The sequence below is a fragment of the Thauera aminoaromatica S2 genome (assembly GCF_000310185.1).
GTDB classification, from domain to species: Bacteria; Pseudomonadota; Gammaproteobacteria; order Burkholderiales; family Rhodocyclaceae; genus Thauera; species Thauera aminoaromatica.
Map to the genome: position 1 here is coordinate 1 of NZ_AMXD01000056.1, position 22,949 is coordinate 22,949.

Consider the following 22,949-nt stretch of genomic DNA (forward strand, 5'->3'; position numbering starts at 1 on the left):
AGCCGCACGCGCTCCGGGCGCACCGCGATGCGGGTGCGGCCGCCGGCGCCGACGTTGCCGGTGCGCGCGCGCAGCAGCGTGCCGCAGTCCAGGCGCACGTCGCACTCCTCGCCCGCCACCGCGACCACGGTGCCGTCGAGCGCGTTGTTCTCGCCGATGAAGTCGGCGACGAAGGAGTTTGCGGGGTATTCGTACAGGGTCTCGGGGGCGTCGATCTGCTGGATGACCCCCTGGTTGAACACCGCGATGCGGTCCGACATGGTCAGCGCCTCGCTCTGGTCGTGGGTGACGAACACCACCGTGATGCCGAGGTTCTGCTGGATGTGCTTGATCTCGAGCTGCATGCGCTCGCGCAGGTTCTTGTCGAGCGCGCCGAGCGGCTCGTCCATCAGCACCAGCTGGGGATCGAACACGAGCGCGCGGGCGAGCGCGATGCGCTGCTGCTGGCCGCCGGAGAGCTGCTGCGGGTAGCGGTTGCCGAAGGCCTCGAGCTGCACCATGCCGAGCGCGCGCTTCACCCGCGCCTCGACCTCGTTCGCCGCCAGCTTGCGCACGCGCAGCGGGAAGCGCAGATTGTCGGCCACCGTCATGTGCGGAAACAGCGCATAGTTCTGGAACACCATGCCGATGTTGCGGCGGTAGGGCGGCACCCGGTTGATGACCTCGCCGTCGAGGCGGATCTCGCCGCCGGTGGGCGTCTCGAAGCCGGCGAGCATCATCAGGCAGGTGGTCTTGCCCGAACCGGACGGCCCGAGCAGGGTGAGGAACTCGCCGCGGCGAATGTCGAGATTCAGGTCCCGCACGATGAGGGTTTCGCCGTCGTAGGTCTTCTGGACGTTGCGAAAGCTGACGTGGGCTGCCTGGCTGTTGTGGACCGCTTCCATCTGTCTCCGTCTCCTGCAAGGGGCGCTGTGCGCTCTGGCGATCGAATCCTAGGCCACGAATTGGCCCAGGCTTGATCCAATTACTTATAATTTGATAGAACCAATTTTTGCTGCACTGCAATGGATTGCCGACTCAGCTGCGAGCTCATCGCCCACGCTTATGCGGAACAGGCGCCCTCGTCCAGCGCCCGCGCGCGCCTCTACCTCGCCATCCGCGAGGCCATCATCGCGCGCCGCCTCGCCCCCGGCACCGCGCTGCCGCCCACCCGCACCCTGGCGGCGGATCTGGCCTTGGGGCGCAACACCGTGGTGCGGGTGTACGACCAGCTCATCGTCGAGGGCTACCTGGACAGCCGGGTGGGCTCGGGCACCTTCGTCTCCGACGCCGTGGCCGCTACCGCGCCGCAGCAAAAACCGCGGCGGATGGTCGGCGCGCGCAGCGAGGGATTGTCGAAAAGGGGGTGCCGGATCGCCGCCGATGCGCTGTCGAGCCGCGTGCAGGCGGGCGCATTCATGCCCGGCTTCCCGGACGTCACCCATTTTCCCTTCGCCACCTGGCGCAAGCTGGTCGCCAAGCAGATGCGGCTCGAGCAGCGCCACCTCGCACAGTACGGCTACGGCGGCTACGGGCCGCTGAAGCTGGTGCTGGCCGAATACCTGCGCGTGACCCGCATGATGTCGTGCAGCCCGCAGCAGATCCTGATCCTGAACGGCTCGCACCAGGCGCTCGACCTGTGCGCGCGCATGCTCGCCGACGTCGGCGACGTGGCGTGGATGGAGGATCCGGGCTACTGGGGGGCACGCAACGTGCTGTCCGCCTGCGATCTCGCCATCCACCCGGTGCCGGTGGACGCGCAGGGCATCCATCCGCAGGCCGAGGACTGGGACCATCCGCCGCGCCTGATCTTCGTGTCGCCCTCGAGCCAGTACCCGACCGGGGCGGTGATGTCGCTCGAACGCCGGCTCCGCCTGCTCGAATACGCCGAGAAGAACCGCATCTGGATCATCGAGGACGACTACGACAACGAGATCCGCTACCACGACCACCCGGTGGCCTCGCTGTTCGGCCTGTCGGCGGCGCAACGGGTGATCTACGTCGGCACCTTCAGCAAGGTGATGTATCCCGGCCTGCGCCTGGCCTACCTGGTGGTGCCGGAGGATCTCGTCGAGGCCTTCACCACCGGCAACGCCGAGCTCTACCGCGAGGGCCGCATGCTCGAGCAGGCGGCGCTGGCCGAGTTCATCGACGGCGGCCATTTCACCACCCATATCCGCCGCATGCGCGGCATCTACGAGGAGCGCCGCGACCGCCTCATCGAGGTGCTGCGGCGCCACCTCGCCGGCATCGCCACGCCGGCCGGCGGCCTCGCCGGCCTGCACATCCCGGTCCACTTCGAGCGCCCGCTCGACGACGTGCTGCTCTCATCGCAGGCGCTGCGCGAGGGCGTGGTGATGCGGCCGCTGTCGCTCTACGCGATCGACGCCGCCAACCGGCGCCCCGGCATGAACCTCGGCTTCGCGGCGGTCCCGGTGGAGCAGATCGAGGCCCCGGCACTCAAGCTGGTGCGGCTGATCCACGGTCTCCTGCCGACAGGAAGCCGCTGAACGCGGACGAAAAAAATGCGGCCGCCGGTCGAAACGGACCGGACGAGCCGCAGAGGGGGAGAGGCGGGTAGGACTCAGGCCGCCGCAACGAGCGCGGGGACTGCGTCGAAAAGGTCGGCCACGAGGCCGTAGTCGGCGACCTGGAAGATCGGCGCTTCGGGATCCTTGTTGATCGCCACGATCACCTTGGAGTCCTTCATGCCGGCCAGGTGCTGGATCGCGCCCGAGATGCCGACCGCGATGTAGAGCTGCGGCGCGACGATCTTGCCGGTCTGGCCGACCTGGTAGTCGTTGGGCACGTAGCCCGCGTCCACCGCCGCGCGCGAGGCGCCGAGCGCGGCGCCGAGCTTGTCGGCGAGCGGCTCGAGCAGCTTGTGGTAGTTGTCGCCGCTGCCCAGGCCGCGACCGCCGGAGACGATGACCTTGGCCGCGCCCAGTTCGGGGCGCGCGCTCTTGACGATCTCGCGACCGACCAGCGCGGTCACGCCCAGGTCGGCCGCCGCCGCGACCGCCTCCACCGGCGCGGCGTTGCCGCCGGCTTCGGCCGCGTCGAACGCGGTGGTGCGCACGGTGATCAGCTTGATCGCGTCGGCGCTCTTGACGGTGGCGAGCGCGTTGCCGGCGTAGATCGGGCGCACGAAGGTGTCGGCGGACTCGACCGCGACGATGTCGCTGATCTGCGCCACATCCAGCAGCGCGGCCACGCGCGGCAGCATGTTCTTGCCCGCCGGCGTCGCCGGTGCGAGCACGTGGCTGTAGCCGCCCGCCAGACCCTTCACCAGCTCGGCGACGTTCTCCGCGGTCTGCGCCTCGTACTGCGGCGCGTCGCACACCCGCACCTTGGCGACGCCGGCGACCTTCGCCGCCGCTTCGGCCGCGGCTGCGCAACCGGCGCCGGCCACCAGCACATGGACGTCGCCGCCCAGCTTCGCGGCCGCGCTCACGGTGTTGAGCGTGGCCGCCTTGATCGATTGATTGTCGTGTTCAGCAATGACGAGAATGGCCATGTTCAGATCACCTTCGCAACGTTCTTGAGTTTGTCGATCAGCTGGGCCACGTCGGCCACGCGCTCGCCGGCGCTGCGCTTGGGCGGCTCGGCGACCTTCAGCGTGGCCAGACGCGGCGCGACATCCACGCCCAGGTCGGCCGGCTTCACGGTGTCGAGCGGCTTCTTCTTGGCCTTCATGATGTTGGGCAGCGTCGCGTAGCGCGGCTCGTTCAGGCGCAGGTCGGTGGTCATCACCGCCGGCAGCTTCACCGACAGGGTCTCGAGGCCGCCGTCGATCTCGCGCGTCACCGCGGCTTTCCCGTCGGCCAGCGTCACCTTGGACGCGAAGGTCGCCTGCGGCCAGCCCGCCAGCGCCGCCAGCATCTGGCCGGTCTGGTTGGCGTCGTCGTCGATCGCCTGCTTGCCGCAGATCACCAGCTGCGGCTGCTCCTTGTCGCACACCGCCTTCAGGAGCTTGGCCACCGCCAGCGGCTGCAGCTCGACATCGGTCTCGACCAGGATGCCGCGGTCGGCACCGATCGCCATCGCCGCGCGCAGGGTCTCCTGGCAGGCGCCCACGCCGCAGGACACCGCCACCACCTCGGTGGCCACGCCCGCTTCCTTCAGCCGCACCGCCTCCTCGACGGAGATCTCGTCGAAGGGGTTCATGCTCATCTTGACGTTGGCCAGGTCCACGCCGCTGCCGTCGGCCTTCACGCGAACCTTGACGTTGTAATCCACCACGCGCTTTACGGGTACGAGAATCTTCACTCTGACGCGCTCCTCTTCTTTGCAGGGGATGGTAGGCCCGAAATGCGGACCCGACTTTCGGATTATGTCACCGCCCTTGGCCGGTCGCACTGCTGCGCAGCAGCATTTCCATACGGCCAAGTATGGCGCATACGGTAGCGTATGGTCACCGAATCGTCAATACTACGCCGTATGGAAAACATTGTGAAAAAGCCGCGTACCCAGCTCGACCGTGCCGCCTGGATCGCAGGCGCCACCGAGGTGCTCGCCGAGGAAGGCATCGCGGGCTTGCGCGTGGAGGTGCTGGCGAAGCGGCTCAAGGTCACCAAGGGCAGTTTCTACTGGCATTTCACCGACCGCCGCGACCTGCTGATGGCCGTCCTCGCGCAGTGGAAGGAAGGTCGAATCCGCGACATCATCAAGCAGACGCGGGCACAGCCTGGCCGCGAGCTCGAGCAGATCTACCACGTCATCGACGTCTACAGCGCGAGCCGCAGCCGTCGCGGCATGATGATCGAGCTTGCCGTGCGCGACTGGGCGCGTCGGGACGCCGAGGCCGCGGCGATCGTCGCCGAGGTCGACGACGTCCGCCTGCGCTGCGCACGCGACCTCTTTCTCGCCTGCGGGGTGCCGATGGACGAGGCTTCCAGCCGCTGCATGCTGTTGTACGCTTACGTGTTCGGGGTCTCGCTGATGATCTACGAGAAATTCGATCGCGACGTCGTCCGGCTCAAGCGCGACATCGCCGACCTGATCGCGCGCTCGCCGTCGAGGGTGGTCGCTTAGCGCCTGCGCGGCAGCGCACGCGCCGAGCGATGCGCGCGCGCAGGCGTCGAGGGCGGAATCAGGCTCGACCGGAATGGCGCCTGGATTTCCTGCGCAACAATCCGAGCCCCAAGCCGAGCAGGGCGATCGTTGCGGGCTCCGGCACCGTTATCGCGGGAGCGTTCGTGCCACCGCCCGGGTTGTTGGTCCCCCCGGTGCCCGAACCCGAACTGGGCGCAGTGTCGGTCCACCACCGCGTGGAGCGGTCCGTCAACAACAGCCCACCAGTTGCGTACTCGAAAATCTGCACGCCGTTGAGATCGGTCTCGCTGAAGACGAAGACCGTGCTCCCGTCATCGTTCGTGCCCGTCAGCAGGCTGGTGGACCAGCCGTGGAGCTCCGCCGGATCGAGGCCGGCGAGGATGGAGTCGACTGCATCGTTTACGCCGATCTCCACCTTGGACGTGATCCGCGTCGCGGCCCGATACCAGTTGCCGCCCTCGTCCAGATACCAGTTTCCGACATCCCGCGTCTGCCCCATCCGCAGGTAGTAGCCGTCCGCCGAGCCGAGACCGGGGCCATTGGTATCCGAGTACATCCGCACGTCGTTCGTGAGGTCGCTCCCCCGCCCCGCAAGGGTGCGCGTGACCCCGTTGATGGTGACCGATGCGCTCATGAAGTAGGTGCAGCCGGGGGCTGCGGATCCGCATCCGTAGGCGGAGAGGGTCGGATCGGCGTTGCGATCGGATCCCAGCGAAGCAGAGTCCATGAGCCACGAGAAGGTCGCGGCGCGTCCGGTGAGGCTGGTGTTTGCCCCCAGGCCGAAGACGTTGGTCCGATCGGTCCCGTAGGCGAGATTGCCCGAAACCTCGAGGCGGATGAGCGCAGCTTGCGCGCTCGCTGAAAGGGTGGCGATGCCGATGGCGGCGAGCAGGGCCATTCCGTTTTTCATGTTGTTTTCTCCCGGTTGCGGGCGTACGAGGCCCGTCCAATAAGCGTTAACTCGAAACCTCGCGGCACAAGGGTATGCATTCATCACCGCGACGGTTCGGCTAAAGCAAATTTCGAACCAGGAAGCTCTTCCCCATCAATACAGACACTTGCCGAGTCGATCGAGTGGCTCGCGAAAAAAATGTAAAAAAAATCGACAAGCGGGCGCCGGGGATCTCGGCGCCCGCGTCGCCTATTCTTCTTCGAGGGGTGGCCAGTGCAGGACCTGGATGGCGTTGGCCGTGGTCACGTCCGCCACCTCTTCGGGCGCCATCCCTCGCAGCTCCGCCAGGATACCGGCGTAACGGGCGAGGTTCGCCGGCTCATTGCGCCTGCCGCGCGCCCATTCCGGCGCGATGTCGGGTGCATCGGTCTCGAGGACGATCGCCTCCAAGGGCAGCGAGGCGGCGAGCTCGCGGATCCGAGTGGATCCGCCGTAGCTCATCGATCCGCCAAAACCCAGCTTGAACCCCATCCCGATCAGGATGTCCGCCTGCTGGCGGCTGCCGTTGAACGCATGTGCGATTCCACCCGGGACCGGGATGCGGCGCAGTTGCGCGAGTATCGGATCGATCGCACGCCGCACGTGCAGGATCACCGGCAGTCCGTGGCGAGCGGCCAGGCGGAGTTGTGCGGTGAAGAACTCGAGCTGTACGCCGCGATCGACGTCGGTCACGTAATGGTCGAGGCCGATCTCTCCGACGGCGATCGCCCTGCCACGGTTCAGGCGCTGGTCGAGGAGTTCGAGGTCTTCCCGCGCCGCCCGCATCGTGTAGAGCGGGTGGATGCCGAGCGCATGAACGATGCCGCGATGGTCGTCGGCGAGCCGCTCGACCGCATCGAACCCCCGGCGCTCGACAGCAGGAACGACGAAGCGCCCTACCCCCGCGGCGCGCGCACGCGCGATCGCCTGCTCGCGGTCGTCGTCGAACTCCGCAGCATCGAGGTGGACGTGGGTGTCGATCAGCACCGGTCGCCTTCGCATTGCTCGACGGGGATGATCCCGACGCCGCTCAGCGCCCCTTGAACTCAGGTTTGCGCTTGGCGATGAAGGCATCGATGCCCTCGGCCGCGTCCTCGCACATCGCGTTGCAGGCCATGGTCTCGGAGGCGAGCTGGTAGGCGGCGTCGAGGCCCATCTCGAGCTGCTTGTAGAACATCTGCTTGCCCATGCGGATCGCCACCGGCGATTTGGCCAGGATGGACGCGGCCAGGCGGCCGACCTCCTCGTCGAGCTGGTCGGCCGGCACCACGCGGTTGATCAGCCCGCGCCGCTGCGCCTCGCGGGCGTCGATGAAATCGCCCGTCACCAGCATCTCGAAGGCCTCCTTGCGCCCCATGTTGCGCGACAGGCCGACGCCGGGCGTGGCGCAGAACAGGCCGACATTGATGCCCGACACCGCGAAGCGCGCGTGCTCGGCCGCCACTGCGAGATCGCACATCGACACCAGCTGGCAGCCCGCGGCGGTGGCGATGCTGTGCACCCGCGCGATCACCGGCTGGGGCAGCTCGGTCAGCTTCATCATGAACCTGCCGCACAGGCGGAACAGGCGCTGCTGGAATTCCAGCGTATGGTTGCCGCGCATCTCCTTGAGGTCGTGGCCGGCGCAGAAGGCCTTGCCTTCGCCGGCGATGACCACCACGCGCACCGTCTCGTCGCGTGCGATCTCATCCACCGCGGCGATCAGCGCCTCGAGCATCTCGAACGAGAGCGCGTTGAACTGCTGCGGACGGTTCAGCGTGAGGGTGGTCACGCCGCCGGCATCCTCGCGGCGCAGGATGGGGGCTTCGGCTGCGGCATCGGGGCGGAATTCGGCGTTCATGGTTCTCTCCTCGTGGTTTCGTGTTCGCAGGGCCATGTGGCCACGGGCGGCAACGTTAACGTCAACAAGCGCGCCACGCCAGCGCTTCGCGCAGCGCTCCGCCCATCACGATTCGTCGCGCCATGCGTCCGGGTGTGAGAAAACGCACACCTGCGCCCGCGCCGGCAGCCCAAACTGAGCAAGAAGCCACGGACAGCGACCCGAACGCAGGGAGTGCCGGCGCGTGAACCTGAGAACTCGATTTCTCCTCCTCATCTCCGCGCTCATCGTGGTCGGCTCGGTATCCGCATGGGCGGTGTTCCATCATCTTGCCCGGCAGATCGTCATGCAGTGGGGACAACGCGTCGCCGACATCCAGGTGCGCTACGACCGCGCCCGCCTCCTGCAACCGCTCGAACGCGAGATCGCGCTGGCGCGGCAGATGGCCGACTCGCTCGTGCTCAAACGCTGGGCACGCTCGCCCGTCGATCCGGCGCTCGAAGCCGAGGCAGTGCGCGAAATGGAGAACTTCCGCCGCAACTTCAGCTCCGGCAACTATTTCGTCGCGCTGCGCACCTCCGGGGCCTATTACCACAACAACGCCGGGGACGAGTTCGCCGGCCGCCAGCTGCGCTACCACCTCGACCCCGCCAAACCCGCCGACGCGTGGTTCTACAAGCTCGTCCAGGTCGGGCCCGACTTCCACCTCAACGTCAATCCCGATGCCGAACTGGGCGTCACCAAGCTGTGGATCGACGTCCTCATCCGCGACGGCGACGAGATCCTCGGCGTGGTCGGCACCGGCATCGAGCTGACACGCTTTCTGGACGAGATCGTGGACCTGCACCAGGACGGCGTGAGCACGCTGTTCGCTGATCTTTCCGGTGCGATCCAGCTTCACCGCGACGCGAAGCTCATCGACTTCGCCAGCCTGGTCAAGCCGGAAGGGCAGAAGAGCCTGGCGGACCAGCTGCTCGATCGCGAGTCCGACCGCGTGGCACTGCGCGAGACGATGAGTGCCCTGGCGGCGTCGGGCGACGGCGTTCCGCGGGTCCTGGACCGCTTTGTCGAGTCCGGCGGGCGGCGGACCCTGCTCGGAATCGCCTTCGTGCCCGAGATCGGCTGGTACGAGATCACCCTGCTCGACCTCGACGTACTGATGCCGGTGGCAGCCCTCACCCCGGTCGCAGTCGCCTTCGTCCTCACCCTGCTGGTCGCGCTCGTCCTCGTCCATCTGGTCCTGCGTCGCCTCATTCTCGACCCTCTGGGCAGGCTGGAGCAGGCCATGCTGCGGGTGCGCGACGGCGACCTCAGCCCCGCGCCGCTGGCGCAGGCGAGTGGAGAGATCGGGCGTCTCACCCAGCACTTCGAGGCGATGGCGGGCGCGATCCGGGCGCACACCGCGGAGCTCGAGGCCAAGGTGCGCGAGCGCACCGACGCCCTGCACCGGCTGGCGCGGATCGATCCGCTCACCAACCTGACCAACCGCCGCGGCATGAGCGAAATGCTGGAGGCCGAGATCATCCGCGCGGAACGCCAGGCCAGCCGCTTCGGCCTGCTGTGGCTGGATGTCGATCACTTCAAGGAGATCAACGACCGCCGCGGCCATGGTGCCGGCGACGAGGCGCTGACGAGGCTGGCGCGTGTCCTGGAAGGATGCCTGCGCCCCTACGACCGCGCCGCACGTTGGGGTGGCGACGAATTCCTCGTGCTGCTCTCGCCTTGCGACGCGGCCACGCTGGAGGCGATCGCCCACCGCGTCCGCGCCGACATCGAGCACGGCAGCGCGGCCTGCGGCGAACGCGTCACGGTCACCATCGGCGCCTGCCTGGCGGAACCGGGCGAGACCCTCGGCGTGGTGCTGCAGCACGCCGACGATGCGCTCTATCGTGCCAAGGACGCCGGGCGCAACCAGGTCGTGATCGCCGCCCGCTGAAACCGAGCGCCCCACTCCACCAGGCCGCCGCCGGTGCGCTCGAGACGGCCGCCCCCCGCGGCATCGCCTTCCTCAGCGCTGGCAGCGACCCGCGATGCCGAGCCCGCCGGAGAGCGCGCGGTCGGTCTCGGCGATCCACTGCGCGATGGCAAGCGCCAGCCGCTCGGTCGCCGCACGGAAGGCGCTCGCCCCACCGCTCGCATCGGCCGTCGTGGCCGGCTCCGCCACGACGAGCGAAGCGCTGGCGATGACCGCGGCGCCGCGCACCGGCAGCAGGGCGAAGCGAGCCAGGAGACGAGCCTCGCTGCGTTCGCCCGCGGTGAAGACCTGCTCGAACTCGTCAAGCTGGACCTGCAGCCGGCACCCGCCCCCCTCGCCGGCACCGAGCGTGCGCTCCAGCACGAGTCCGAGCATGGCGGGAGGTGGAGCGGCCCAGCGGTTGTCGGCATAGGCGCGGCGACGCCCTGGATCGACCCGGGCATCGCGATAATGCATCGTCGTCGTCTGCAGCCAGGGGGGCGAGGACACCGCCACCCGCGCGGGCGCGAGCCCGTGGGCGAGCGCGGCGCGCTCGCCGGTGCCGAGATCGTAGGTCGCCGCCGCACGCGGACGCTCGGGGAGCACCTGGCAGGCGGCCACCAGCAGCGCGGTCGCGATACACGCGGACAGGCGCGGCAGGACGCGGTGGCAGTCGGGATGACGTGGCTGCATTCCTTTCTCCCTTCGGCTCATCGGTCGCTCCCCGCAAAGCCCTCGTGGCCCGCCTCACCGGGCCCGGGCAGAGGACGGTCGCGCCCGGTCAGCAGGAGCTGCGGCGAGGCGTCGAGCTCCTCGACCAGGTGGCCGAAGCGTTGCGAGGTGCTCGTGAGCTCACCGAGCAGGACATCGAGCTGCGGCAGCGTGCGCTCGACGAGGTCGTCCCCTGCGGCGGCGGCGCGGAGCTCCAGACGCGCGGCCGCCTGATCGATGCGGACGATCAGGCGGCGCAGCTCGGCAACGGCGGGCACGGCTTCGGCCGAGCCGCGCTCGAGGTTCCCGAGCACGGAGGTGATGCGCGCGATGTTCCCGGCACTCAAGGCGGCCCGCAGCGCGGCCAGGGTCGCCGGCAGTTCCGCCACCCCGCGATCGACGCCCGCGGCCGCTGACTCCAGGCTGGCCAGCGCCCCCTGCAGGCGCTCGCCGAGCGCCTGGAACTGGTCGAGGGCGGCGAGCGCCCGCCCGGAGAGCGCCTCCACCAGCCCGGGTTGCAAGGCGATGCGCGGCACCTCGCCATCGGCGGCAGCCAAGGGCCGGCGGTCCACCCCGCGATCGTCGAGCTGCACGAAGGCCAGGCCGGTCACGCCCAGCGTGCCGAGCGCGGCGGTGGTGCCGCGGGTCAGGGGCAGATCGGCGGGCACCGCGATGCGCACCAGCAGCGTGCGCAGGTCCTCGGGGTCGATCGCGACGGCGCGCACGCTCCCCACCGCCATGCCGCGGTAGCGCACGCGCGACTGTGCGCCCAGGCCGTTGATGTCGCCGCGTGCCTCGAGCACGATCTCGCGCATCGGCACGCGCTGGCCCGAAAACCACCAGATCGCGAACACGACGCCGGCACCGAGCAAGATTGCGAACAGCCCGGCGGCAAGCGCGTGGGCACGGTTTTCCATTTCAGCCTGCTCCTGCGCCGCGCGGCTGGCCGCAGCGCGCCTGCAGCCCACTGAAAAAGCGGGCGACGAAGGGGTGGTCGTAGGCGAGCGTGTCGGCGAGCGAGGCGTGGCTGACGATGCGGCGCTCGGCGAGCACCGCCACGCTCGTGGCCATCTGCGCCAGTGTATCGAGATCGTGCGTGACCAGCACCACGGTGAGTCCGAGCTCGCGATGCAGCGCGCGGATCAGGCGGATGAAGCTCGCGCTGCGGTCGGGGTCGAGCCCGGCGGTGGGCTCGTCGAGCAGCAGCAACTCGGGCTCGAGCGCGAGTGCGCGCGCGAGCGCCACCCGCTTGATCATCCCGCCGGACAGCTCGGCAGGCATCAGTGGCGCATGCGCCGGCTCCATCTCCACCATCGCCAGCTTGAGGGCGACCAGGCGGTCGATCTCCGGCCGGCTGATCACGCCGAGCTCGCGCAGCGGAAAGGCGATGTTCTGCGCCACGCTGAACGCCGAGAACAAGGCGCCGTGCTGGAACAACACCCCCATGCGGCGCTGGCGGGCGAGCCGCGCGGCCGCCCCGCCGGCATCGAGCGCCTCGCCGAACACCTCCACCCGGCCGGCGGCGGGCCGGCTCAGCCCGACGAGGTGGCGCAGCAGTGTGGTCTTGCCACTGCCCGAGCCGCCCACGAGGGCGACGATGTCGCCCGCGCGGATGGTGAGGTCCAGCCCCTCGTGCACGATATTGCGCCCGAAACGGGTGACGATGCCTTCGAGGCAGACCACGGCGTCGCTCGTCGCCCGCTCGCTCACAGCGGCAGCCCGATCGAACGGGTGGCGATCGCGAACACCGCGTCCACCAGGATCACCACCGTGATCGCCGCCACCACCGAGGCGGTGGTGTTCGCGGACAGGCTCTCGGTGTCGGGCTTCACCCGCAAGCCGAAATGGCAGGCCACGAGCGCGATCAGGAAACCGAACACCGCCCCCTTGGCGAGCCCGATGTAGAGGTTGGCCACCGGCACCGCATCGGGCAGCGCCCGCAGGAAGAACTGTAGCCCGATGCCGAGCTCCACCCAGGCCGACACCCAGCCGCCGAAAAGGGCGATCGCCGAGGTCCACAACACGAGCAGCGGCATCGCGAGGGAAAGCGCCACCACCTTGGGCAGCACCAGGCGCAGGCTGCGCGAGACGCCCATCGCCGCGAGCGCATCGATCTCCTCGGTCACCCGCATCACCCCGAGCTGCGCCGTCATCGCCGAACCGGAGCGCCCCGCCACCAGCACCGACACCAGCACGGGGCCGAGCTCGCGGATGATGCCCATGCCGAGGATGTTGACGATGAAGGCGTCCGCGCCGAAGGTGCGCAGCTGCAGCGCGGACAGATAGGACAGCACCACACCGATCAGGAAGCCGACCAGGGCCGAGACCGGCATCGCCTTGACGCCTACCTTGTGGAGGTTTGCCGAGATCTCCAGCAGCGGCCAGTCGCGTGGATGGTGCAGCAGGTGGCCGAGATCGAGCACGAGACGACCGAGGAGCGCGACGAAGCCGGAAAGATGGCCAGCGAATGCGAACAGGCCCTTGCCGAGCAGCGCCACCGCGTCGAGCGCGGAAGCGCGCGGCGGCTCGGGCAGCGCACGGGCGGAGGCGTTCTCGATACGGCCGATGATGGCGCGCTGGGCGTCATCGGCCTCGAGCGCCGCAGGCCAGCGTCCGCCCCAGGCCTGCCACAGCAGCAAGGCGCCGAAGCTGTCCATGCGGCGCACCGCGCGCAGCGACCAGCGCGCGTCGGGAGGCACCGTGGCCAGCGCCCGGCGCAGCGTCGGGAGGCACTCGTCGAGACCGCGCAGGGTCCAGTCGCCGGCGAGGCGGATGCCCTCGGCTCCGGCCGTGAAGACCTCGTCGAGCACACGCCCTGCCATCTGCGCTCAGGCCACAGGCGTGCGCAGGCTGAGCGCCCGGATGTAGAGCGCGCGCCCGAGACCCTGCCACTGGCGCTGCTCCTCGTCGAGCGCGGCCGCGGTGAGCGGCAGCTTCTGCAGCCAGCCCGGCGCGGCGGTGAGGCTGAAGCCGCGGCCCTCGCGACGCAGCGTGACGGGCGGCAGGCCGCGCGCGTCGCGGGCGCGGTGGATCACCACCGCCAGGCGCATGCAGGCGATCAGCAGCCAGTCCACGCTGCCAGGGTCGATCGAGGCGACACGTTCGAGCTTGCCACGATGCGCCAGCACCAGGCGCGCCAGGCGGGCCTGGTCCATGCGCGAGAAACCGGGCATGTCGGCGTTGCCGACAATGTAGGCGCTGTGCTTGTGGTAGCTCGAGTGCGCCACCGAGATGCCGATCTCGTGCAGCATCGCCGCCCAGCGCAGGAAGCGGTGGTCGTCGTGCTCGGGATCGGCGGTCTCCGGCTCGAGCTGGGCGAGCAGGTGGCAGGCCGTGTCGGCGACCTGCTGGGCCTGGCGCAGGTCGACGCCGTAGCGCCGCACGAAGGCGCTTACCGTGGCGTCGCGCAGATCGTGGTGGTGGTAGCGACCGAGCAGGTCGTAGAGCACGCCCAGGCGCAACGCACCTTCGGAGAACACCATGTGCTCGAGCTCGAACTCCTTGAAGATCGCGCTCATGATCGCGAAGCCGCCCAGGATGACGGGCAGGCGGTCGCCCTTGAGGCCGGCGAGGTCGATGTTGTCCAGGCTGCCGGCGCGCAGCAGCAGCGCCTTGAGCTTCTCCAGGCCCTCGCGGGTGATCCCGCTCGCCGACAGGCCGTTCTGCTCGAGGATCTCCACGATCGCCTTGGCAGTGCCGCTCGAACCCACCGCTTCTTCCCAGCCGGCCTCGCGGTAGGCCGCCGAGATCGTCTGCAGCTCGCGGCGGGCGGCGAGTTCGGCCTCCTTGAAGGCGCGCTTGTCGATGCGGCCCTCCGGAAAGTAGCGCAGGCTGTAGCCGACGCAGCCCATGTAGCGCGACTCCAGCAGCTGCGACTCGAAGCTCTTGCCGATGATGAATTCGGTCGAACCGCCGCCGATGTCGACCACCAGCTGCTGGCGGTGCGGATCCGGCAGCGTGTGTGCGACGCCGACGTAGATCAGGCGGGCCTCCTCGCGGCCGGCGATGATCTCGATCGGGAAACCGAGCGCGGCCTCGGCGCGGATCAGGAACTCGGGCGCGTTCTTGGCCACGCGCAAGGTGTTGGTCGCCACGGCGCGCACCCGGGTGGGCGGGAAGTCGCGCAGGCGCTCGTGGAAGCGCTGCAGGGCGCCGACCCCGCGCTGCTGCGAGGCGAGGTCGAGCATCTTGTCGGGCGACAGGCCGGCGGCCAGGCGCACCGCCTCCTTGAGACCGTCGAGCGGATAGATCTGGTCGTTGACGATGCGGCCCACCTGAAGCCGGAAGCTGTTGGAACCGAGGTCGATTGCGGCGATCAGATCTTGCATGGTTTTGTCGGCGGCTGGCACCCGCGGGGCGCCGGAACCCTGGATTCTAGCACCCCGCAAAAGGCTTCCGAGCCGCGCCGGCATGGCGCCGGGGAAGGCCCCGCGGGCGCGGCCCGACGTCATCAAACCGAAATGGAAATGTCACATAATCGCGAGCGAACTTCCGCGCACAGGAATCCCGAATGCCCGTCGACCGCATGACCCTGAACTACCCGCCCGAGCACTTCCTCAACCGCGAGCTTTCGCTGCTGCAATTCCAGCGCCGCGTGCTGGCGCAGGCCGCCGACCCCACCGTGCCGCTGCTCGAGCGCCTGCGCTTCCTGTGCATCGTGTCGAGCAACCTGGACGAGTTCTTCGAGATCCGCGTCTCCGGCATCAAGGAGCAGATCCGCATCGGCAGCCGCAAGTCGGGCGAGGACGGGATCGCGCCCGTCGAGCTGCTCGAGCGCGTCAGCGACGAGGTGCACGAGATCATCTCCGAGCAGTACCAGCTGCTCAACGGCGACATCCTCCCGGCACTCGAGAAGGAAGGCGTGGTCTTCCTGCGCCGCAGCCTGTGGACCGAGGCCCAGCGCGCGTGGATCCACGACTACTTCATGCGCGAGGTCATGCCGGTGCTGACCCCGATCGGGCTGGACCCGGCGCATCCCTTCCCACGCGTGCTCAACAAGAGCTTGAACTTCGCCGTCGAGCTCGAAGGCCGCGACGCCTTCGGGCGCGACTCGGGCGCGGCGATCGTGCAGGCGCCGCGCGCGCTGCCGCGGGTGATCCGCCTGCCGCGCGAGCTGTGCGATCAGGAGTACGGCTTCGTGTTCCTGTCCTCGGTGCTGCACGCCCACGTGGGCGAGCTGTTCTCGGGCATGAACGTGCTCGGCTGCTACCAGTTCCGCGTCACGCGCAACTCCGACCTGTTCGTCGACGAGGAAGAGGTCAAGGATCTGCGCGCCTCGCTCAAGGGCGAGCTGCAGCAACGTCACTTCGGCGACGCGGTGCGCCTGGAGGTCGCCGACAACTGCTCCGAGGAGATGGCGGGTTTTCTCCTGCAGCACTTCCACCTCACCCCCGACGACCTCTACCGCACGCCCGGCATCGTGAACCTGGTGCGCCTCATGCAGGTCCCCGACTGGGTCGAGCGCCCGGACCTCAAGTACGCACCCTTCGTGCCCGGCCTGCCCAAGGTGCTCGACAAACGCCGCCAGGTCTTCACCGCGATCCGCGGCGGCGACATCCTGCTCCACCACCCCTTCCAGAGTTTCGCCCCGGTGATCGAGATGCTGCGCGCGGCGGCCGACGACCCGCAGGTGCTGGCGATCAAGATGACTGTGTACCGCACCGGCACCGACTCGGTGCTGATGGAGCACCTCGCCCGCGCGGCGCAGAAGGGCAAGGAAGTCACCGTGGTGCTCGAGCTGATGGCGCGCTTCGACGAGGAGGCCAACATCACGCTGGCCAACCGCCTGGAAGAGGTCGGTGCGCACGTCGTGTATGGCGTGTTCGGCTACAAGACCCACGCCAAGCTGCTGATGATCGTGCGCCGCGAGGAAGACGGCCTGCGCCGTTATGTGCACATGGGCACCGGCAACTACCACCCGCGCACCACACGCTTTTACACCGACTTCGGCCTGCTCACCTGCAACGCGGAGATCGGCGAGGACGTCGCCACCGTGTTCAAGCAGCTCACCGGCCTGGGCAAGGCCACCGAGCTGCGCCACCTGTGGCAGGCGCCCTTCACCCTGCAGCCCAACGTGGTCGCGGCGATCCGGCGCGAGGCCGAGATCGCGCGCGCAGGCCGGCGCGGTCGGGTGATCGCGAAGATGAACGCGCTGCTCGAACCCGAGACCATCGAGGCGCTCTACGAGGCCTCGCAGGCCGGGGTCGAGATCGACCTCATCGTGCGCGGCCCGTGCGCGCTGCGCCCGGGCGTGCCCGGGCTGTCGGACAACATCCGCGTGCGCTCGGTGATCGGCCGCTTCCTCGAGCACCACCGCATCTTCCACTTCCACGCCGACGGCGCCGAGCACATGTACCTGTCGAGCGCGGACTGGATGGACCGCAACTTCTTCCGCCGCATCGAGATCGCCTTCCCGGTGCTCGACCCGCGCCTCAAGCGCCGCGTCATGAAGGAAGGCCTGCGCCCCTACCTCGGCGACAACTGCCAGGCCTGGGACATGCAGGCAGATGGCAAATACCGCCGCAAGCACCCGCGCAGCATCCGCCGCGCGGCGCAGCTCATCCTGCTGAAGGAGCTCGCGGCGAGCAGCTGAGGCGTCGATACGGGAAGGCGTGCTGCGCGAGTCGGCGATGGGGGGGCGCCGCTGAAGCGCTCGCCGGACCAAGCCCGATACTGCGCAAGCCCGCCGCAGGGCCGGGGGCGGCGCTCACTTGCGCTGAGCGTCGATGACGCCGGGCACCTCGCGCACCAGCGTGATCGCGCGCTGCACCTGCTTGATGCCGCCCACCTCCATGGTGAAGCGCATGTAGGCGGTGCCTTTCTTGGTGAGCGTGTTGACCGCGATGACGTTGAGCTTCTCGCGCGACAGCACCTCGGAGATGTCGCGCAGCAGTCCCTGGCGGTCGCTCGCCTGGACGTTGATGTCGACCTGGTAGAGCGCGTTGCGGGTGTCGTGCGCCTTCTCGCCCCACTCGGCCGGGATCACGCGCTCGGGGTGCTTGCGCGCGAGGTCCTGGAAGTCGGCGCAGTCGACGCGGTGGATCGAGATGCCGCGGCCGCGCGTGACGAAGCCCTCGATCGCATCCGGCGGCGCGGGCTTGCAGCAGCGCGACAGCGAGGTCATCAGCTTGCCCACGCCGACGATCAGGATCTTGTCCTGATTGTCGCCCGAGCGGCTGCGGCTGACCACGAACTCGGGTTCGGCCTCCGCCGCCGGCTCGGGGGCGCTGCCCTCGCGCAACGCGGTCTGCATCGCGCGCGGGCCCACCTCGCCACGCCCGGCGGCCAGGTACAGCGCCTCGGCGTTCTTGAAGCCGAGGCGCTCGGCCAGGCCGTCGATGTTGGCCTGGCCGTGGCCGTCGCGCTGCATCTCCTTGGTGACGAAGCTGCGCCCGCGCGAGAGGATCTCCTCCTCGTCCAGTTGTGCGAAGTACTGCTTGATCTTGCTGCGCGCACGCGAGGTGGCGACGTAGCCCTGGCGCGTGTCCAGCCAGTCGCGCGAGGGGCCGCCCTCCTTGGCGGTGACGATCTCCACCGTCTGCCCGCTCTCCAGCTGGGTATTGAGGGGTATGAGGTGGCCGTCCACCTTGGCGCCGCGGCAGTGGTGGCCGACGTCGGTGTGCAGGCGGTAGGCGAAGTCGACCGGCGTGGCGCCGCGCGGCAGATCGACCACCCTGCCCTGCGGCGTCAGCACGTAGAGCGTGTCGTCGAGCGAGGCGCGCTTGAGCTGCTCCACCCAGTGCGCCGCATCGGTAACCTCGTCGCGCCACGACAACAGGCTGCGCAGCAGCGCGATCTTCTCGTCGTAGTCGCCGCCCTGCCTGGCGCCTTCCTTGTAGCGCCAGTGCGCGGCCACGCCGAGCTCGGCGTGCTTGTGCATGTCGAAGGTGCGGATCTGCACCTCGAGCGCGCGCCCGTCGCCCGCCAGCACGGCAGTGTGCAGCGACTGATAGTTGTTGCCCTTGGGCTTGGTGATGTAGTCGTCGAACTCCTTCGCGATCGGCTGCCACATCTGGTGCACGATGCCCAGCACCGTGTAGCAGTCCTTGATCTCGGGCACCAGCACGCGCAGCGCGCGGATGTCGAAGACCTGCGAGAAGTCGAGCCGCTTCTTGCGCATCTTGTTGTAGATGCTGTAGATGTGCTTGGCGCGGCCGGTGATCTCGGCCTCGATTCCGACCGCGGCGAGCTCGCTCTTCAGGCGCTCGATGGAGTCGCGGATGAACTGCTCGCGCTCCACCCGACGCTCGTCGAGCATCCTCGCGATGCGCTTGTAGGTGTCGGGCTCGATGAAGCGGAAGGAGAGATCTTCCAGCTCCCACTTGATCTGCCACACCCCCAGCCGGTTGGCGAGCGGCGCGTAGATGTCCAGGCTCTCGCGCGCGACCTCGACGCGGGCCTCGCCCGGCAGGTCGGTGTAGAAGCGCAGGGTCTGGGTGCGCGAGGCCAGCCGCACCAGCACGACGCGGATATCCTCGACCATCGCCAGCAGCATCTTGCGCAGGACTTCGGTCTGCGCGCGGATCTCGGGCGCGCTCGCGCTGGTGGTGAGGCGGGTGAGCACGCGCAGGCCGTTGAGCTTGTGCAGGCCGCGCACCAGCGCGGTGATCGCCGGACCGAAGCGCGCCTCGATCTCCTCGGCGGGGGCCTCGAGTTCCTCCCAGGCTGCGAACAACAGCGCGGCCACGCGCGTCTCGGCGTCCAAACGCAGCGAGGCCGCGATCAACGCGGCACCGATCGCGTGCGTCCAGGTCGGCTCGCCGGTGCCGAGCACCTTGCCCTCGTAGAGGTCGGCGATCCATTCGAGCGCGGCTTCGATGTGCTCGCGTTCGGTCGGCTCCAGGCCGGCCGCGAGCAGATCGATCGGAGGGGCGGTGTCGCCCTGGGAGATGGCGTGGGTGACGGATACCATGGGTGCAATTATCCCACATCGGGCAGTCCATCGTGCTGCATGCCCGTGCTCGCAGCCCCTTCGCCGGGTGCGACTCCCCGGGTCAGCCGCGCCGGCGCGGCGTCTCGAAGGTGGTGAGCATGCCGCGCAGCAGGGCGACCTCCTCGCGCTCGAGGCGCACGCGGTTGAACAAGCGCCGCATGCGCGGCAACAGGCGCTTGGGGTTGGCAGGATCGTGGAAGCCGCTGGCGGTGACCGCACGCTCGAGGTGCGCCATGAAGCCCTCGAAGTCGGCATGCGTGGCCGGCTCGGGCTGCGGGTCGGCGGGCGCGGCGGCGTCGCCGAGCGCGGCCATGCGCAGCTCGTAGGCCAGCACCTGCACCGCCGCGCCGAGGTTCAGGGAGGAGAACCCGGCGTCGGTGGGGATGGTCACCGGCAGGCTGCACAAGGCGGCCTCCTCGTTGGTGAGCCCGCTGGTCTCGTTGCCGAACACCAGCGCGACGGCGCCGTCCTGCGTGCGCCGCACCAGCTCCAGCGCCGCGTCGCGCGCCTGCAGGCGCGGCAGCGAGAGTTCGCGCCGGCGCGCGGTCAGCGCCGCGGAAAAGACCGTGTCGGCGAGCGCCTCCTCCAGCGTGCCGACCACCCGCGCGGCGTCCAGCAGGTCGGCCGCGCCCGAGGCGCGCGCGGTGGCGACCTCGTCGGGAAAGGACTCGGGCGCGACCAGCCAGAGCTCGCGCAGGCCCATGGTCTTCATGGCGCGCGCGGCGGCGCCGATGTTGCCGGGATGGGTGGTACGGGACAGCACGACGCGGATGCGGTCGAGCGCGAGGGGGCGATTCATATTAAAATTCCGCGTTTTCCGAATTTGCCGGGCTGCCTGCCCGGAACGTGGCCCGGCGGTCGCGCGGCGGCTCGATGAAGCGGGCGGCGGCGGCGCGCCCGAGGCACGTGGCAGGCCCCGATTCTTTAACCGAGACCGCTCCGCATGCATCCCACCCTGAACATCGCCGTCAAGGCCGCCCGTCGCGCCGCGTCCGTCATCAACCGCGCGTCGACCCAGCTCGATCTGCTGACCGTCCAGTCCAAGTCGCCCAACGACTTCGTCACCGAGGTCGACCGCGCCGCCGAACAGGCGATCATCGAGGTGCTGCGCGACGCCTTCCCGGGGCACGGGATTCTAGCAGAGGAGTCCGGCGAGTCCGGACCCGAGAGCGAATACACCTGGATCATCGACCCGCTCGACGGCACCACCAATTTCATCCACGGCATGCCACAGTACGCGGTCTCGATCGCGCAGGCGAAGAACGGCGTGCTCGAGCACGCGGTGGTCTACGACCCCAACACCAACGAGATGTTCACCGCTTCGCGCGGCGCCGGCGCCTTCCTCAACGACCGCCGCATCCGCGTCTCGCGCCGCACCCGCCTCAACGAGGCGCTGATCGGCACCGGCTTCCCCTTCCGCCAGTTCGACCACGTCGACGCCTACCTGGCGATGTTCAAGGAGCTCACCCAGAAGACCGCCGGCATCCGCCGCCCGGGCGCCGCCTCGCTCGATCTCGCCTACGTGGCGTCCGGCCGCTTCGACGGCTTCTGGGAGATGGGCCTGTCGCCCTGGGACATGGCGGCCGGCGTGCTGCTGATCCAGGAGGCCGGCGGCCTGGTGTCCGACCTGTCGGGCGAAGCCAACTACCTCACCACCGGCAACCTGGTTGCCGGCACGCCGAAGATCTTCGGCCAGCTGCTGCCGATCATCCAGGCCTGGCGCCCGGCCAACCTGCGGGCCTGAGGACCGAGAAAACGCGGCCCGCTAGCCGGAACCCGGCGCGCGCAGGGTGAGCGTGTCGCCGCGCTGGGTAAACTCCAGGTGACGCAGCGCCGACATGCCGAGCAGCACCTCGTCGCCCTGCATGCCCGGGTTCAGGTGGCCGGCCACGTCGCGGAACTCGAAGGGGCCGAAGGCGAGGCGCGGGATGCGCGTCTGGCGCACCGTGACCGCGCCGTTGGCGGTCAGCACCGAGGCCGGCGCGCCCGCCTGCAGCCCAAGCTCCGCGGCGAGGCGCGCAGGGACCGACACCTGCGTCGCGCCGGTGTCGAGCAGCAGGCGCACCGGACGGCCGTTGATCTCGCCGGGCAGCAGGTAGTGCCCGGCGCGGTTGCGCTGCAGCACCAGCTCGCTGGCGCCGGGGGCGACCACGAGATTACGGTTGGGGTCCTCGCGGCGCTCGAGCGCGCCGTCGAAGCTCACCCAGCCCAGCGCGAGAAAGGCGAGCGTCGCCAGCAGGCCCAGCCTGCGGCCGATGCGGCGGGTGTCGGCGTCGGGTGTGTTCAAGTCGGTCTTTCCTTCGATCCACGGTGATAATCCTGCCTTTGCTGACGACAGCACGGCAACCGGGAGGTTTCTTCAGTTGGCAATCCGCAAGCCGCCCTTCGGCGACACGGCCATCCGCCCCGCCGCGCTGAGCGAGGCCGAGATCGGCGCCCACACTCCGATGATGCAGCAGTACCTCCGGATCAAGCAGCAGCATCCGGACACCCTGCTCTTCTACCGCATGGGCGACTTCTACGAGCTCTTCTTCGACGACGCCGAGAAGGCCGCGCGCCTGCTCGACATCACGCTCACCACCCGCGGCCAGTCGGGCGGCAAGCCGATCCGCATGGCGGGCGTGCCCTTCCACGCGGTCGAGCAATACCTCGCGCGCCTGGTCAAGCTCGGCGAATCGGTGGTGATCGCCGAGCAGGTGGGCGAGCCGGGCGCGAACAAGGGGCCGATGGAGCGCGCGGTGAGCCGCATCGTCACCCCCGGTACGCTCACGGACGCCGCGCTGCTCGACGACCGCCGCGACTCCTTGCTGCTCGCCGCCAGCCTGCACCGCGGCGTGCTCGGGCTGGCCTGGCTGAATCTCGCCAACGGCGACTTCCGCCTCATGCAGTGCCCATCGGACGCACTGCAGGCGCAGTTCGAGCGCCTGCGCCCGGCCGAGGTGCTGGTGCCCGACGGCCTCGCCCTGCCGCTCCTCGACACCCTCGCCCCCGCGCTGCGCCGCCTGGCCGACTGGCAGTTCGACGCCGAGACCGGCACGCGGCTGCTGACGACCCACTTCGGCACGCGAGACCTCGCCGGCTTCGGCGTCGAGGACCTGCCGGTGGCACTCGGCGCCGCCGCGGCCTTGTACGACTACGCCCAGGCCACCCAGCGCCAGACGCTCTCCCACGTCACCGGCCTCGTGGTCGAACGCGAGTCGGAATATCTGCGCCTGGACGCCGCAACCCGGCGCAACCTGGAGCTCACCGAGACCCTGCGCGGCGAGTCCTCGCCCACCCTGCTGTCGCTGCTCGATACCTGCGTGACCAGCATGGGTTCGCGCTGGCTGCGCCATGCGTTGCACCACCCGCTGCGCGAGCGCGCCGAGCCCGCCGCGCGCCATGCCGCGGTGGCGGAGCTGGTGGGTACGGTCGAAGGCGAGATGAGCGAGCACACCGGCGCAGCCCCCGGCGGCTTCGCGCTCGGTGGCCGCGACGGCCGCATCGCCTTCGCGGTGCGCAGCGCGCTGCGCGGCGTGGCCGACGTCGACCGCATCACCGCCCGCATCGCGCTGCGCAGCGCGCGCCC

At 69.4% G+C, this 22,949-nt stretch carries 20 protein-coding genes; 6 read left to right on the plus strand and 14 right to left on the minus strand.

The annotated features are described in order from the left end of the window. Window positions 1-884, minus strand: an 884-nt coding sequence (locus tag C665_RS10320) for an ABC transporter ATP-binding protein (protein ID WP_004308173.1), incomplete at its 3' end; no start/stop codon positions are given. A 120-nt stretch (window positions 885-1,004) separates the two neighbouring features. On the opposite strand from C665_RS10320, the gene pdxR reads away from it, so the two are divergent. Then, window positions 1,005-2,489, plus strand: a complete 1,485-nt coding sequence (gene pdxR, locus C665_RS10325; RefSeq protein ID WP_004308175.1) for a MocR-like pyridoxine biosynthesis transcription factor PdxR — start codon at window positions 1,005-1,007, stop codon at window positions 2,487-2,489. Between the two features lie 74 nt (window positions 2,490-2,563). On the opposite strand, the gene C665_RS10330 is transcribed toward pdxR, so the two are convergent. Next, window positions 2,564-3,496, minus strand: a complete 933-nt coding sequence (locus tag C665_RS10330) for an electron transfer flavoprotein subunit alpha/FixB family protein (protein WP_004308178.1) — start codon at window positions 3,494-3,496, stop codon at window positions 2,564-2,566. 2 nt (window positions 3,497-3,498) lie between these two features. Further along, window positions 3,499-4,248 (minus strand): electron transfer flavoprotein subunit beta/FixA family protein, encoded by a 750-nt coding sequence (locus tag C665_RS10335; RefSeq protein WP_004308180.1) that lies wholly within the window; start codon window positions 4,246-4,248, stop codon window positions 3,499-3,501. A 171-nt stretch (window positions 4,249-4,419) separates the two neighbouring features. On the opposite strand from C665_RS10335, the gene C665_RS10340 reads away from it, so the two are divergent. Beyond that, entirely contained in the window at window positions 4,420-5,013 is a 594-nt protein-coding gene (locus C665_RS10340) for a TetR/AcrR family transcriptional regulator (protein WP_004308182.1), read from the plus strand. A 58-nt stretch (window positions 5,014-5,071) separates the two neighbouring features. Here C665_RS10340 and C665_RS10345 read toward each other — a convergent pair whose 3' ends face one another. The 3 genes from C665_RS10345 to C665_RS10355 all read right to left on the minus strand — a co-directional run bounded on the left by C665_RS10345 (window position 5,072) and on the right by C665_RS10355 (window position 7,805). Next, a complete protein-coding gene (locus tag C665_RS10345; protein WP_040829004.1) occupies window positions 5,072-5,944 on the minus strand; it encodes a PEP-CTERM sorting domain-containing protein in 873 nt (290 codons plus the stop codon). Window positions 5,945-6,175: 231 nt separating this feature from the next. Then, window positions 6,176-6,952 (minus strand): TatD family hydrolase, encoded by a 777-nt coding sequence (locus C665_RS10350; protein WP_004308189.1) that lies wholly within the window; start codon window positions 6,950-6,952, stop codon window positions 6,176-6,178. Between the two features lie 43 nt (window positions 6,953-6,995). Next, a complete protein-coding gene (locus C665_RS10355) occupies window positions 6,996-7,805 on the minus strand; it encodes an enoyl-CoA hydratase (RefSeq protein WP_004308191.1) in 810 nt (269 codons plus the stop codon). 223 nt (window positions 7,806-8,028) lie between these two features. On the opposite strand from C665_RS10355, the gene C665_RS10360 reads away from it, so the two are divergent. Further along, a complete protein-coding gene (locus tag C665_RS10360; protein ID WP_040829006.1) occupies window positions 8,029-9,720 on the plus strand; it encodes a GGDEF domain-containing protein in 1,692 nt (563 codons plus the stop codon). 72 nt (window positions 9,721-9,792) lie between these two features. Here C665_RS10360 and C665_RS10365 read toward each other — a convergent pair whose 3' ends face one another. The 5 genes from C665_RS10365 to ppx are packed head-to-tail and all read right to left on the minus strand — an operon-like array spanning window position 9,793 to window position 14,777. Further along, the gene (locus C665_RS10365) at window positions 9,793-10,431 is read right to left on the minus strand and encodes an ABC-type transport auxiliary lipoprotein family protein (protein ID WP_004308195.1); all 639 of its coding nucleotides are present in this window, start codon (window positions 10,429-10,431) and stop codon (window positions 9,793-9,795) included. A 17-nt stretch (window positions 10,432-10,448) separates the two neighbouring features. Beyond that, the gene (locus tag C665_RS10370) at window positions 10,449-11,366 is read right to left on the minus strand and encodes an MlaD family protein (protein ID WP_004308197.1); all 918 of its coding nucleotides are present in this window, start codon (window positions 11,364-11,366) and stop codon (window positions 10,449-10,451) included. 1 nt (window position 11,367) lies between these two features. Next, window positions 11,368-12,159, minus strand: a complete 792-nt coding sequence (locus C665_RS10375; protein ID WP_040829008.1) for an ABC transporter ATP-binding protein — start codon at window positions 12,157-12,159, stop codon at window positions 11,368-11,370. Next, complete coding sequence (locus tag C665_RS10380; protein ID WP_004308200.1) at window positions 12,156-13,271, minus strand: MlaE family ABC transporter permease; 1,116 nt, start codon at window positions 13,269-13,271, stop codon at window positions 12,156-12,158. The genes C665_RS10375 and C665_RS10380 overlap by 4 nt, the downstream gene beginning before the upstream one ends. A gap of 6 nt (window positions 13,272-13,277) precedes the next feature. After that, window positions 13,278-14,777 carry an exopolyphosphatase gene (ppx, locus tag C665_RS10385; RefSeq protein WP_004308202.1) on the minus strand — a complete coding sequence of 500 codons (1,500 nt, stop codon included), beginning with the start codon at window positions 14,775-14,777 and terminating at the stop codon, window positions 13,278-13,280. Window positions 14,778-14,959: 182 nt separating this feature from the next. Here ppx and ppk1 point away from each other — a divergent pair, with 182 nt between their 5' ends. Then, complete coding sequence (gene ppk1 / locus C665_RS10390) at window positions 14,960-17,041, plus strand: polyphosphate kinase 1 (protein WP_004308203.1); 2,082 nt, start codon at window positions 14,960-14,962, stop codon at window positions 17,039-17,041. A gap of 114 nt (window positions 17,042-17,155) precedes the next feature. Here ppk1 and C665_RS10395 read toward each other — a convergent pair whose 3' ends face one another. Both C665_RS10395 and C665_RS10400 read right to left on the minus strand, forming a co-directional pair. Further along, window positions 17,156-19,360 carry a RelA/SpoT family protein gene (locus tag C665_RS10395; RefSeq protein ID WP_004308204.1) on the minus strand — a complete coding sequence of 735 codons (2,205 nt, stop codon included), beginning with the start codon at window positions 19,358-19,360 and terminating at the stop codon, window positions 17,156-17,158. An 82-nt stretch (window positions 19,361-19,442) separates the two neighbouring features. After that, entirely contained in the window at window positions 19,443-20,180 is a 738-nt protein-coding gene (locus C665_RS10400; protein ID WP_004308205.1) for an RNA methyltransferase, read from the minus strand. A gap of 144 nt (window positions 20,181-20,324) precedes the next feature. Here C665_RS10400 and C665_RS10405 point away from each other — a divergent pair, with 144 nt between their 5' ends. Beyond that, window positions 20,325-21,125 carry an inositol monophosphatase family protein gene (locus tag C665_RS10405; protein ID WP_004308207.1) on the plus strand — a complete coding sequence of 267 codons (801 nt, stop codon included), beginning with the start codon at window positions 20,325-20,327 and terminating at the stop codon, window positions 21,123-21,125. Window positions 21,126-21,146: 21 nt separating this feature from the next. Here the strand turns inward: C665_RS10405 and C665_RS10410 are convergent, their stop codons facing one another. Next, on the minus strand, window positions 21,147-21,668 hold the full coding sequence (locus tag C665_RS10410) for a retropepsin-like aspartic protease family protein (RefSeq protein WP_004308208.1): 522 nt from the start codon (window positions 21,666-21,668) through the stop codon (window positions 21,147-21,149). Window positions 21,669-21,831: 163 nt separating this feature from the next. Here C665_RS10410 and C665_RS10415 point away from each other — a divergent pair. Further along, on the plus strand, window positions 21,832-22,949 hold a 1,118-nt coding region (locus tag C665_RS10415; protein WP_503169804.1), incomplete at its 3' end, for a MutS N-terminal domain-containing protein.

Coding starts and splice junctions, on each gene's coding strand:
- pdxR (WP_004308175.1), top strand. CDS start 1,005: ATGGATTGCCGACTCAGCTGCGAGCTCATCGCCCACGCTTATGCGGAA.
- C665_RS10330 (WP_004308178.1), bottom strand. CDS start 3,496: ATGGCCATTCTCGTCATTGCTGAACACGACAATCAATCGATCAAGGCG.
- C665_RS10340 (WP_004308182.1), top strand. CDS start 4,420: ATGGAAAACATTGTGAAAAAGCCGCGTACCCAGCTCGACCGTGCCGCC.
- C665_RS10345 (WP_040829004.1), bottom strand. CDS start 5,944: ATGAAAAACGGAATGGCCCTGCTCGCCGCCATCGGCATCGCCACCCTT.
- C665_RS10355 (WP_004308191.1), bottom strand. CDS start 7,805: ATGAACGCCGAATTCCGCCCCGATGCCGCAGCCGAAGCCCCCATCCTG.
- C665_RS10365 (WP_004308195.1), bottom strand. CDS start 10,431: ATGCAGCCACGTCATCCCGACTGCCACCGCGTCCTGCCGCGCCTGTCC.
- C665_RS10370 (WP_004308197.1), bottom strand. CDS start 11,366: ATGGAAAACCGTGCCCACGCGCTTGCCGCCGGGCTGTTCGCAATCTTG.
- C665_RS10380 (WP_004308200.1), bottom strand. CDS start 13,271: ATGGCAGGGCGTGTGCTCGACGAGGTCTTCACGGCCGGAGCCGAGGGC.
- ppx (WP_004308202.1), bottom strand. CDS start 14,777: ATGCAAGATCTGATCGCCGCAATCGACCTCGGTTCCAACAGCTTCCGG.
- ppk1 (WP_004308203.1), top strand. CDS start 14,960: ATGCCCGTCGACCGCATGACCCTGAACTACCCGCCCGAGCACTTCCTC.
- C665_RS10395 (WP_004308204.1), bottom strand. CDS start 19,360: ATGGTATCCGTCACCCACGCCATCTCCCAGGGCGACACCGCCCCTCCG.
- C665_RS10400 (WP_004308205.1), bottom strand. CDS start 20,180: ATGAATCGCCCCCTCGCGCTCGACCGCATCCGCGTCGTGCTGTCCCGT.
- C665_RS10405 (WP_004308207.1), top strand. CDS start 20,325: ATGCATCCCACCCTGAACATCGCCGTCAAGGCCGCCCGTCGCGCCGCG.